Genomic DNA, 11,141 nt, shown 5'->3' with positions numbered 1-11,141 from the left:
CTACTCCTTTGCAATTACCCAGTCGCTTACAATTTGACCATTAATTACATGAGAAGCAACTATTTCTCTTGCCATTTCGGGGGTAACGTGTCCATAATAAACACGTATACCATCTCTTTCGACGGCAACAACTGGTTCCTCAACATCAAGACCCATTGAGCCTCTTTCGATGATTTGAACATCTGTAAAATTTCTTTTCTGAAGTTCATCAAGTATCGCAAGAAGGACGTCTCTTGCACCTGCAGCAATCCCAACTGTGCCCATACTGATGTAGACTTTTACTTTTGCCTCTCCTTGTCTTGTCTTAAGAAACGCCTGCGCTTGTTCCCTTAACTTCCTTAACTCCTCGATTGACTTAATCTTGTCCATCTATGCACCTCCATGCAAGCTCTTTATTTGTTCATTTAAGAAATCTCTAATTCCATTTAATACCAAAGGAGTACAAATTGTTTCGTTGCAAATTTTTTTCAAATCTTCAATTGAAATTTCAAAGACTTTTCCGTTTACTTCATGCCTATATCTGAAATTGATTTCTGGATGAGTGGCAACAACTGAAACTATTGTACTTGCAATATCACCCAAGGGAGGAGTATCTATATGAGATTTTCTAAAGCATATCTTGACGGTTGTTCCTTTCCCTTTTTCACTTTCAATTGAAATTCCTCCATCACATGATTCTGCTTCAAGTTTTAGAAGAGGAAGACCCAAGCCAACTTTCTTATTTTTGGAAGTCGTTGTAAAAGGATCAAATACCTCTTTTAATAAGGTCTCATCCATACCCACACCATCGTCTCTCACTTCAATTAATAGTAAGTCCTTATTATCATCCTCAAGAATATTAAGTTCTATATTTTTGGCATTGGCTTTCAAAGAATTCTCAATTATATCGAGAATATTTAAGGAAAGCTCTTTCACTACATGTACCTCTCAAGTATCTCAATTGCCTTTTCAGGAGTTAACTTCCCGTATATATCTTTTCCATCAACTGCTATTGCAGGCGCAAGACCACAGCAACCAAGACAACGGACAATCCTAACTGCAAATTTGCCATCTTTTGTTATTTCATTTGGTTTTATACCCAGCTCTTCACAAAGTGCATTTAATACCGCTTCACCTCCTTTTACATAACAGGCAGTACCCATGCAGGTCATAATAACGTGATCGGCATCTTTTGTCAATTTAAAGAAGTTGTAAAAAGTTACAACACCATAAACCTTTGAAAGAGGAATATTAAGTTTTTCCGAAATGTAAACAAGAACTTCTTTTGGTAAATACCCAAGTGCCTCCTGCGTGCCATGTAAAACTTGGATAAGAGATTCTGGTTTAGCTCCCCATTTTCTAATCTCCATGTCTACTGCGGGAAAATTTTTTGCTTCCATTTTTCCTCCTTTCGAAAATTATACGCTTATCTTGTGATCTTGTGAAACATAGAGTTCACTTACTTCCTCTAATATTTTTTTATACTTTTCACTCTTGAGTTTGTAATAAACACTTCTTCCGACTTTTCTTCGTGTCACCCAGCCTGCCCTATAAAGTCTGTAAAGATTAAGAGACACGGTTGGTTCTTTCATCTTAAGTTTTTCTACAATCTCCTTAACGGTTTTTTCACCAGTTGTTAAATAGCATACAATTGCAACTCTTATGGGATTTCCAATCGCAGATAGGAACTCAGATGCTCTTACACATTTGCTATAGCTATCACAAAGTAATTTCTTTTTTCTGCCATCACTTATTATTTTATTCAAAAATGAAAATTTTGCAATATATTTGTTGATTATTTCACTATAAAATTTTTGAATAAAATCATTATAAAAAAGAAACAATTAAATTATGTCGTAAAAATATAAGAGTGATATTTTACACAAATAATTTCACATTTTTGTAAAATCTGTTAAAATATAAATGTGAGGGTTGAAGATATTATTAAAATTGTTGACGCAGAAATCTTGCAGAGTGTGGGAAATTGGGAAGCAAACATTAAATATGGTTTCGCTGCCGATCTCTTATCGGACACACTATTTGTTATAAGCAGAGAAGAGGAAGCAATACTATTGATTACTGGCGTCACGAATCCATCTGTTGTAAAAACTGCAAAGATACTGGATATTCCAGTTGTTCTAATAGTAAGAGGAAAACCAGTAGAGCAGGCAACAATAGACCTTGCAAAAAAAGAACAAATCATACTTTTAAGGACAAAGAATATAATGTTTGTGACATGCGGACTTCTCTATAAGGAAGGTCTTCAAGGTGCGCCTTGGAAACTACAATATTAATTTCTGAATTTTTTGTTTTTGGTGATGATTTTGAACATTTAGGGGACGGGACTTTAAAAACAAGAGAAACACTCGATAAAACGCTCAATGAATTTGAATTCTATAAAAAATATCCAGCTCTTAAGAAAGAAAATCTGAGAAAACTTGGCGTTTGCTCTTATGAAGCAGAATCAAATATTGTAATACATGCAAAATTTGGCATAATAAAAACTTACGCTAATGAGAATAAAATAAAAACTATTGCAAAAGATATAGGTCCTGGAATTCCAAAATTACTGCTTGCACTTACTCCTGGATTCTCTACTGCATCTGAAAAGGCAAGAAAGTTAGGATTTGGTGCTGGAATGGGCCTCAAAAACATTCAAAAGATTTCAGACTTTTTTATCATAACTTCAAAGTATGGAAAAGGAACATACTTAACTTTTGAAATTTGGAACGAAGAAATCAACAGGGAGGGAATCAAAATGAAGATAAAAGACCTAATTAAAGAATTGCAATTGGAGATCCTTACAAAATATAATGAAGAAATTCTCGAAAAAAACATTGAAGAAGCCTATGCATGTGATCTTTTAAGTAGAGTTCTTGCTAAGGCTAATGAAGAAAGCACCTGGATTACAATTCAAACAAATGTAAATGTTGTAGGTGTTGCAGTAATAAAAAGAGTGCCTATAATAATCATAACAGAGGGAGAACCTGTACCAGAAGAAACTATAAAGAAGGCTGAAGAAAACTCCATAATAATTGCAAGAACTTTAAACACGACATTTGAATTATCAGGTAAGTTATATACACTTCTTGAAAAAGAAACTAAATAACCTCTTCTAAGGAATAAATGTTAATCCCCTGATAGTTTTTAAGTTTGGGCTTATCGTCAACAACAACATCTGTAAGTCTTAATTTCTTTGCAATAAGAATTGCTTCACCCGTTGTATATTTTCCAGAAACCCTTTTAGCTATATCTTCTGCAAGTCTCTCTTCAATGGTAGTAAGCCCAATTACGGTAATTCGGAATCTTCCTTCCACAATATGAGCTACTTCACTTTTCTGAGAAGCAGAAATGCATGCTTTAGAAAGAAGATCGTTTCTAACTTCTTGTGGGAGTTTATCATTTTCATAGATTTTTCTTAAAACAGAAGCATCTGCTACATATTTTGATTTAAGCTCAATTTTTGTAAATCGTTTAGTCTCATCAAGCGATGGCTTTTGCTCAATTTCGCTTTTTTCCTCTTTTGTGGGACCCTTTTCAATCTTTTCTTCGCGCTTCTTACGATTTTCCTCCTCAAGTTTCTTTAAAAGCTCTTCAAATGTTGATTTAAACTCATCTTTTTTGGTTTTTTCCTCAATCTTTTCTTTGCTAACTGTTTCTTCTTGCTTGGTTGCCCTTTCCTCTTGAACACTTTCCTCAACCTTCTCAATTTCTTCAAGATTGGGCTGTGCAAAATCTGCAAAGGAAACTTCATGCTCTTCTTTAACTTCTTTTTCGAATTCAACGGATGGCTCTTCAACAACAGAGGGCTTCTCAACAATTTCTTCGGTTGGCACTTTTTCTACCTTTTCAGCCTTTCCTGTTTCAGAAACTGTTTCCATATGTAAAACTTCTTCATGTCGAGAAGCTGATTTTTCCTCAGGTTTTGGTTTAATTACTTCCCCTGAAACTTCACCAGTTTTAGCCTTGCTTTCGAGCTCAACTTTTTCTTTTTCCTCAAACTTTTTCTCCTCTTCTTTTCTGAATTCCTCTTTTGTAGGAACTTCTTCTTTTTGCTCCTTAAAAGCCTCTTCTTTTGGCTTTCCTATTTTTTCTTTCTCAATTGTCAACCTATCAGCTCTCCTTGGAGGAGCAGGCCTGAAAATTCGTCGTGTTGGCTCTATTTCTTCTTTAGGCACTTCTTTTACAACTTCTTCTGGTGGTTTAACCGGTATTGTCTTTAATTTTGGAAGTTCCTCTTGAATCTCTTTAGGTTTCACGGGTATCTCTTCAATTGGTGCATTTTCCTTAACTTCAAGATCTTTAACATTAAATGCAATAGGCTTCTTTTTAACTTCCTCAATTTTTACAACTGGGATTTTTTCTTTCTTTCCTTTAGGAATTATAAGGATTATGATTATGAAGACAAATAATCCAAAAATAATGGAAGATACTATATCAACAGTTAAACCTGGAAAATAATTCGAAATGTATGGGTAAATTTGTTCAGAAATAGGTCTTAAAAAACCCAAAATGTTTGATGCGATCCCTTTAAAGAAAGTTTTAATAACATCAAGAAGTGTGCTAACATTACTCTGAATAAAAATTCCTGCAAAAAATGTTGAAACATCTTTCAAAATTTTAGAAAAATATACCTTAATATTTTCAAAAATTTGCACCGCATTTGAGTTTGTATTGTTTGGATTCATTTTATCCACTCCGTTATTTTGACTTCCAGTATTAGTTAAAAGAGCCACATTTATTGGGTTATATAGATCAAGAGATAAAAGCGTCGTAAAAATCTCTTCGTTTCCTTCTATTCCAAGGTCAAAAACAGCAATTTGTTTATTTGATGTTATATCTACTTTTGAAAAACTATCCTTAAAAAGAAATATTTTTGGAGTATATGGAGTTAAAGTGAAACTATTTCCGTTGAAATTCAAGTTTGTATTTTCCTCTGTGCCTACAACAACAACTCTTCTTTGCCTTTCTCCAAAAATTTTTGTTACAATACCAGTATGGAATCTAAAAAGAGTTCCATTATTAAATGACGGAATTTGTTCTCCATCGACATTTCCATATTGGGAATAGGTATAAATAAGGACGGGTTTTGAAAAATTGATAAAAACTTCCTTGTATTCCGTATTGTTTTTCATATAATCGTTAGGATTCAGAATATCTAAGTATTTAAAATCGTTTGCTTTATCAAGAGTAAAGGCTGAAGTTTTATCGTCAAATTTAACTGAAACTGTCGTATTATCAAAAATAGATGAAATTCCAAGTCTTCCAAATGATATAACATTCGCAGAATCAATGCCATAAAGCGTTGCGAAAACATTATCATCTGCATATCCATATTCAATTAAAACAGGGCTATCAGAAGAAATTGTATAAATACCCTGAGCTAATTTAGTGTTGGCATAAAATGAATTTGCCTTAAGCTGAGTGTTAACTAAAACATTTCCATTAGTATCTGTAATCTTAAGATTTGTATCTTTTGTAGTTGTTATAAACAATACCTTAGGAATATACAATTTAAAGAATGTTCCAAAAACTGCACTAACGTCATCGGAAGAGTTTTTGTCAAAAGGAGGAGTAAGTGTAGAAAATTCAACAAAAATAGGTTTAGTTGAACTTACTTTAAAAACCGAATCATCTTTTAGGTCCACAAAAACAGAATCTAAATTTTTGAGCTCCTTCTCAAAAACAACATTATTAGACTTTTTATCTAAAACTGATACCTTGTTAGAATCACCATACGAAACTATAAAAACTCTTCCTTTTCTTGGCACAATAAATTGAGTACCAATAAAATTAGGTATATAGAAATCTTTTTTAATTTGAGGACTACTATCTTGTGGGATTAACTTCAAAATCTTTTTTTCTTTTGCTCCTATCGAAAGCGCAACTTTAAATGTAAAATTGTCATTATCTTCACTAAAATAAATAGGAAGGGGGACGCCATTGTCTAAAAGTAAAAAGTTCTGTGCATTACTCAAGACTTCCTTTTGCACTTTAAACGTAAATACTTTAAAAACAGGGACATCCAATGTATTTTCAACAGAGACACTTATCCCTTCATCTCCTATTACAGGAGAAGAAAAAGCAAACAACAAAATTAAAACAACCAAAACAATCAAAAGCTTTTTCACTTTTTCCCCTTCCTATATGATAATACTTATTAATTTTTTTTCAAGTTATGAGCTCTGTGCTTTCTCCATAATATCTTTTATTTTTTGCTCGACTTCCTTTCCACCAACAACGCATGCATCATAACCTGCACGTCCTTCAGCTATTGCTTCAGCACAAGGACGACACCCAGGAAAACCACAAGCACCACATTCTCCATGTGGAAGGACCTCGTAAATTGCCTGCACTAAAGGGTTTTCCTCTACTTTAAACTTCTCATTAAAAACTCCGAGAAGAATACCAAAAAGCGTACCTAAAATTCCAAGCGTAAAAACAGAAATAAGTATTTCTTTCATTACGCACCTCTACCTATTTAATCATTCCACTAAATCCAAGAAAAGCCAACGAGAGAATTCCAGAAATCATAAAAGCAATTGCCTTCCCTTTGAAAAAGGAAGGTACATCAGAATTTCTTAACCTCTCTCTAATTCCTGCAAGTAAAAGCATTGCAATAGCATAACCAAATGCAATACCAAATCCCGATACAATTGATTCAACAAAATCATATTTATTCATAGAATTTATAAAAGTTGCTCCGAGAATAAGACAGTTAGTTGCAATCAAAGGAAGGTAAATTCCCATTGCTTTATAAAGATTTGGTGATGCCTTTTTGATGTAAATTTCAACAAGACCAACAAATGAACCAATTACAAGTATAAAAGCAGTAATTTGAAGTGCACGCTGTAAACCTGTTGGAATAAGAATCCAGTTATCAATCATCCAAGCAAGAATTGAGGATGAAACTGTTACAAAAATTACAGCAAAACTCATACCTATTGAGTTTGTAAGGTTGTCTGTAAGACCTATATAAGAACAAAGCCCAAGAAACTGGATAAGTATAATATTATTGATTATAGTAGACGAAACAAAAATTTTAAGAAGATTTTCAACATAACTCATCTCTTCCCCTCCTTGTTCCTCAGGTAAGTTTCTATGGCACCAGTAAGTATGCCAATCATAATAAAACCTGCAGGTGGAAGTACCATCAATAACATTGGTTGATAACTATCGGGCATTAATTGGATCCCTGCTAAGGAACCTTTTCCTATAAACTCTCTTACAATTGCAATAGCTAAAAGCACTAATCCATAACCAATTGTATTCCCAACTCCATCCAAAAAAGAATCAAAAATTCCATTATGATAGGCATATGCTTCTGCTCGTCCGATAATGATACAGTTAACTACAACAAGAGAAATATAAAGTTCAATTATCTGATAAATAGCATTAAAGTAAGCTTCAGAAATCAAGGAAGCAATAGTTGTAAATGCAGCGATAACTGTAACAAAAATTGGAACTCTTATCTCGTTTGGAGTAATCTTCCTAATAGAAGAAACTATTATGTTTGATGGAATCTGCACTAAAGCAAATGCAAACGTCATAAGCAAAGCACTCTGGACGGAGTTTGATACTGCAATTGTAGAGCACAAGCCAATTGAAATTATAAGTACAGGATTATTTGGAATTATTGCATCCCAAATTATCTTCAACTTTTTCATTGCCCTGCCTCCTTAAGGTATGAAACAATAGCTTCTCCTGCAACTTTTACTCCCTTTGAAACCGCAGTAGAGGTAATCGTTGCACCAGTCATAGCAATAATATCTTCCTTTGGAACTAATTTATCTTTAATAACATTTTTATTTACGAATTGTCCTAAAAAGGTAATCTTGTCCTTTTTATTAACATAATACTTAGGATTATCTGCATTAGAACCAAGCCCTGCAGTCTCATTCATCTTGAGAATTTTAACACCAGAAACCGTTCCATCGCTTTTCACACCTACAAGCATTTTAATTGGTGCCTGCGAGCCTGGAACAACAACCTTTACAACCATTCCTATATTTTTGCCACTTGCCTTATCTTTAACAAGAAAAGATTCATTTATTGTAACTGATTGATCGCTTGATTGAATAGGTTTATCTAACTTTATAAATTCATAATTACCTGGAAAAACTTCAGATAAACCTCTCTCTAATGCCTTTGCATCTTGCGCTGCAATAATAGGGTTTGTTATCTGAAAAACTACTGCAAGTGCTAATCCTGTAATAGCTGAGATGAGCCCAAGAGTAACAGCAAACTTAAAAACATTATTTTTCATTTTGCCACCTCTTTTTTAGAAAACACACCATAGACTTTTGGCATAACCTTATCAAAGTAAGGAACAACAGCATTTCCTAAGAGAATAGAAAACATAACACCCTCAGGATATGAACTATATTGACGAATAATCACAGTCAAAAAACCTATAAATATTGCGTAATATACCTTTCCCATGGGTGTTATTGGAGAAGAACTGTAGTCAGTTGCCATAAAGAATGCACCTAAAAATAATCCACCTGCAAGAATTGAAAATAGAGGGTCTCTGCCAAAAAGAGGCGAAAGCACAAAAACTGTTCCAATATAAATTACAGGTATTTTCCAATCGATTACTTTTCTTGCTATAAGATAAATGCCACCAATTAAAAGAAGTAGTGCTGAAGTTTCACCTAAACTACCTCCTACTGTGCCAAAGAACAAGGCCTTGTATAAATTTGCCTTTGTTCCAAAATCAGATATAAGCTTTGCGTAGCTTTGTAATTTTACAATACCTAATGGTGTTGCAGTTGTAATTGAATCAACAGGTGTTGCTTGAGAAATATTGGATAACCCAATCATTATTTGAGGCTTTATCCAGGTTGTCATATAAGTAGGCCAAGATACCATTAACACTGAACGTCCCACAAGAGCAGGGTTAAACGGGTTAGAACCAATCCCACCAAAAATCATTTTCCCCAAAATGATTCCCGAAAATGCTCCGACAACAACCATCCACCAAGGAGAAGAAGGAGGTAAAGTCATTGCAAGAAGTAATCCTGAAACTGAAGCAGAAAGGTCGTTTAAAGATGGTTTTTTATGAAAAATAATGTTACCTAATACCTCTGCCAATATTGAAGATACGACAGATATAATTATTACAAGAATCGACCTTAAGCCGAAAATAAAAACGCTTCCAATGAGTGCAGGGGCGATTGCAATGATAACATCACGCATAATTGAAGAAGTCGTTACCTTATCCTTTATATGAGGAGCTGATGTAACGACAAGATCAATATCATAGTTAGCCATTTTGTACCTCCTTTGGGGAGTTTTCCTTTTCTTTCATCTTTTGAGCTTTTAACTTTTCAAAAGCTGCTTGTTTTGCTGCTTCAATTTTTCTTTGTTTTATAATTGCCTGTTTAACACTCTTTATATTTTCAGTTAGATGCCTCTTTGCAGGACATACGTAGGAACAGACACCACATTCAATGCAGTCAAGTGCATGAAGAGTTTCCGCCGTTTTAAGGTCATTTTTTCTCGAAGCATGATCAATTAAAACTGGCATAAGTCCCATAGGACAAGAATCAACGCAGCTTGCACATCTTATACAAGGTGATTCTTCCTGAGGTGCCATTTCCAATGCCTCATCGCCAAACATAAGAATTCCTGAAGTCCCCTTTATAACTGGAACATCAACCGTTGGCTGAGCAATACCAGTCATAGGACCGCCAAAAATGAGTTTTCTTAATTTACGGTTAAGCCCAAGCGTATCAATTATAAACGATGCAGGTGTCCCAATTCTAATAATATAATTTCCAGGTTTAGAAACTGCATTACCTGAAATTGTTATTCCTCGCTCAATTAAAGGTTTATCTTCCAAAACTGCTTCTGTAATTGCTTTTAAAGTACCAACATTTTGAACAACAACCCCAACATCAAGCGGCAAACCTCCCGATGGAACTTCTCTTTTAAGAACAGCCTTAATGAGTTGTTTTTCTCCACCTTGAGGATATTTTGTCTTCACCAGAACAACCTCAACATTATTTAAACCCATTCCCTTTATTTTATTTTCAAGAACGTTAGCTGCATCAAGTTTGTTTTCTTCAACTGCAATAATACCTTTCTTTGCACCCGTTATTTTCATTTCAATGAGAATTCCTGTGATGACCTTCTCTGGATACTCAAGCATATTCCTGTGATCAACTGTAAGATATGGCTCACACTCAGCGCCATTTCCAATAATGGTGTCAATAACTTTATCTTTGGGGGGAGTTAATTTCACAGATGTTGGAAATGCTGCACCACCTAAACCAACAATACCATGCTCTCTTATAATTTTCACAAGTTCTTCGGATGGTAAATCTTCAAAAGATTTCCTCGGTGAAAGTTCAACCCATTCATCTTTATAATCGTTCTCAATAATTACACTCTTGATTTTTGCACCAGTTGGACATAATCTCTCTTCAATTGCAATTACTTTTCCAGACACAGTTGCATGGACTGGTGCAGAAACAGGCTGCGTTGAATCGCCAATTTTCTGCCCGACCTTGACATAATCACCAACCTGCACCAAAGGATTATTTGGTGCACCTGTATGCTGCTGGAGCGGAATAACTGCAATTGGAGGAGATTTAAAGACTTCAAAGGACAAATCCTTGGTAAGTTTACTTTCATCTGGATGTATGCCACCAGGTGAATAAGTAAAGACTTTCATGTTTCACTCCTTTCGTTCTTCAAAAATAAACCCGCAATAAGGGCAAATCTTTGCATCTTTTTCAATAATCTTTTGGCAGTTCGGACACTTATTTTTTAATTGTGTAAAACAGTAAGGACAATAGAGATAATCACTTTTTACTTCTTCACCACAAACAGGGCATTTAAAAATTTCTTTTTCAATTTGTAATTCATAATATTTTTTTTGTAGTTCTAACACCTCCTTTCGCTCTTTCTCCTCTTTAATTTCTTCAAGAGTGTAAGGACTTCTTATCATTAGGTAGAAAACAAGGGGCAAAATGCCTCCAAAGACAATAACTGCAATTAACCAACCTAATGCATTTCCACCTCTCAATTTACTGTCGTTATACACGTAGATTGCAATAATTAGAACTAATATAACAAGTGAAAAGATTATTATAAAGACATCAGATGTTGAAAGATTCGGTAAAATCGTTTTAATAAAATCAATAATTTTTCCCATT

General features: G+C 34.3%; 14 protein-coding genes. 2 read left to right on the top strand and 12 right to left on the bottom strand.

Annotated features, from left to right (window positions below):
• From ACMV0E_RS05905 to ACMV0E_RS05890, 4 genes are read right to left on the bottom strand one after another with little or no spacing between them, the layout of a single operon-like run.
• Positions 1-369 (bottom strand): (2Fe-2S) ferredoxin domain-containing protein, encoded by a 369-nt coding sequence (locus tag ACMV0E_RS05905; protein ID WP_416085458.1) that lies wholly within the window; start codon positions 367-369, stop codon positions 1-3.
• Positions 370-915 carry an ATP-binding protein gene (locus ACMV0E_RS05900; RefSeq protein WP_416085457.1) on the bottom strand — a complete coding sequence of 182 codons (546 nt, stop codon included), beginning with the start codon at positions 913-915 and terminating at the stop codon, positions 370-372. It abuts the gene before it with no gap.
• Positions 915-1,379 (bottom strand): NADH-quinone oxidoreductase subunit NuoE family protein, encoded by a 465-nt coding sequence (locus ACMV0E_RS05895; RefSeq protein WP_416085456.1) that lies wholly within the window; start codon positions 1,377-1,379, stop codon positions 915-917. Before ACMV0E_RS05895 ends, ACMV0E_RS05900 begins: the two co-directional genes overlap by 1 nt.
• An 18-nt stretch (positions 1,380-1,397) precedes the next feature.
• On the bottom strand, positions 1,398-1,745 hold the full coding sequence (locus tag ACMV0E_RS05890) for an ArsR/SmtB family transcription factor (RefSeq protein WP_416085455.1): 348 nt from the start codon (positions 1,743-1,745) through the stop codon (positions 1,398-1,400).
• Positions 1,746-1,904: 159 nt separating this feature from the next.
• On the opposite strand from ACMV0E_RS05890, the gene ACMV0E_RS05885 reads away from it, so the two are divergent.
• Positions 1,905-2,273 carry a hypothetical protein gene (locus ACMV0E_RS05885; protein WP_416085454.1) on the top strand — a complete coding sequence of 123 codons (369 nt, stop codon included), beginning with the start codon at positions 1,905-1,907 and terminating at the stop codon, positions 2,271-2,273.
• A complete protein-coding gene (locus tag ACMV0E_RS05880; RefSeq protein ID WP_416085453.1) occupies positions 2,255-3,088 on the top strand; it encodes a hypothetical protein in 834 nt (277 codons plus the stop codon). Before ACMV0E_RS05885 ends, ACMV0E_RS05880 begins: the two co-directional genes overlap by 19 nt.
• Here the strand turns inward: ACMV0E_RS05880 and ACMV0E_RS05875 are convergent.
• Genes ACMV0E_RS05875 through ACMV0E_RS05840 form a run of 8 tightly spaced genes read right to left on the bottom strand, consistent with a single transcriptional unit; the run spans position 3,081 to position 11,140 of the window.
• The gene (locus ACMV0E_RS05875) at positions 3,081-6,110 is read right to left on the bottom strand and encodes a hypothetical protein (RefSeq protein ID WP_416085452.1); all 3,030 of its coding nucleotides are present in this window, start codon (positions 6,108-6,110) and stop codon (positions 3,081-3,083) included. The genes ACMV0E_RS05880 and ACMV0E_RS05875 overlap by 8 nt on opposite strands.
• A gap of 45 nt (positions 6,111-6,155) precedes the next feature.
• Positions 6,156-6,443, bottom strand: a complete 288-nt coding sequence (locus tag ACMV0E_RS05870; RefSeq protein WP_416085451.1) for an RnfABCDGE type electron transport complex subunit B — start codon at positions 6,441-6,443, stop codon at positions 6,156-6,158.
• Between the two features lie 13 nt (positions 6,444-6,456).
• Positions 6,457-7,047 carry an electron transport complex protein RnfA gene (locus ACMV0E_RS05865; protein WP_416085450.1) on the bottom strand — a complete coding sequence of 197 codons (591 nt, stop codon included), beginning with the start codon at positions 7,045-7,047 and terminating at the stop codon, positions 6,457-6,459.
• A complete protein-coding gene (gene rsxE, locus ACMV0E_RS05860; protein ID WP_416085449.1) occupies positions 7,044-7,646 on the bottom strand; it encodes an electron transport complex subunit RsxE in 603 nt (200 codons plus the stop codon). Before rsxE ends, ACMV0E_RS05865 begins: the two co-directional genes overlap by 4 nt.
• Positions 7,643-8,245 (bottom strand): RnfABCDGE type electron transport complex subunit G, encoded by a 603-nt coding sequence (locus ACMV0E_RS05855; protein ID WP_416085448.1) that lies wholly within the window; start codon positions 8,243-8,245, stop codon positions 7,643-7,645. Before ACMV0E_RS05855 ends, rsxE begins: the two co-directional genes overlap by 4 nt.
• Entirely contained in the window at positions 8,242-9,252 is a 1,011-nt protein-coding gene (locus ACMV0E_RS05850) for an RnfABCDGE type electron transport complex subunit D (protein ID WP_416085447.1), read from the bottom strand. The genes ACMV0E_RS05855 and ACMV0E_RS05850 overlap by 4 nt, the downstream gene beginning before the upstream one ends.
• Positions 9,245-10,657 (bottom strand): electron transport complex subunit RsxC, encoded by a 1,413-nt coding sequence (gene rsxC, locus ACMV0E_RS05845; RefSeq protein ID WP_416085446.1) that lies wholly within the window; start codon positions 10,655-10,657, stop codon positions 9,245-9,247. The genes ACMV0E_RS05850 and rsxC overlap by 8 nt, the downstream gene beginning before the upstream one ends.
• A gap of 3 nt (positions 10,658-10,660) precedes the next feature.
• Complete coding sequence (locus ACMV0E_RS05840; protein WP_416085445.1) at positions 10,661-11,140, bottom strand: zinc ribbon domain-containing protein; 480 nt, start codon at positions 11,138-11,140, stop codon at positions 10,661-10,663.
• Between the last annotated feature and the right edge of the window lies 1 nt (position 11,141).

This window comes from Caldisericum insulae, assembly GCF_047785965.1.
Lineage (GTDB): Bacteria > Caldisericota > Caldisericia > Caldisericales > Caldisericaceae > Caldisericum > Caldisericum exile_A.
Note: the sequence above shows the minus strand (reverse complement) of the source record. Positions and strands in the feature narration are given on the sequence as shown.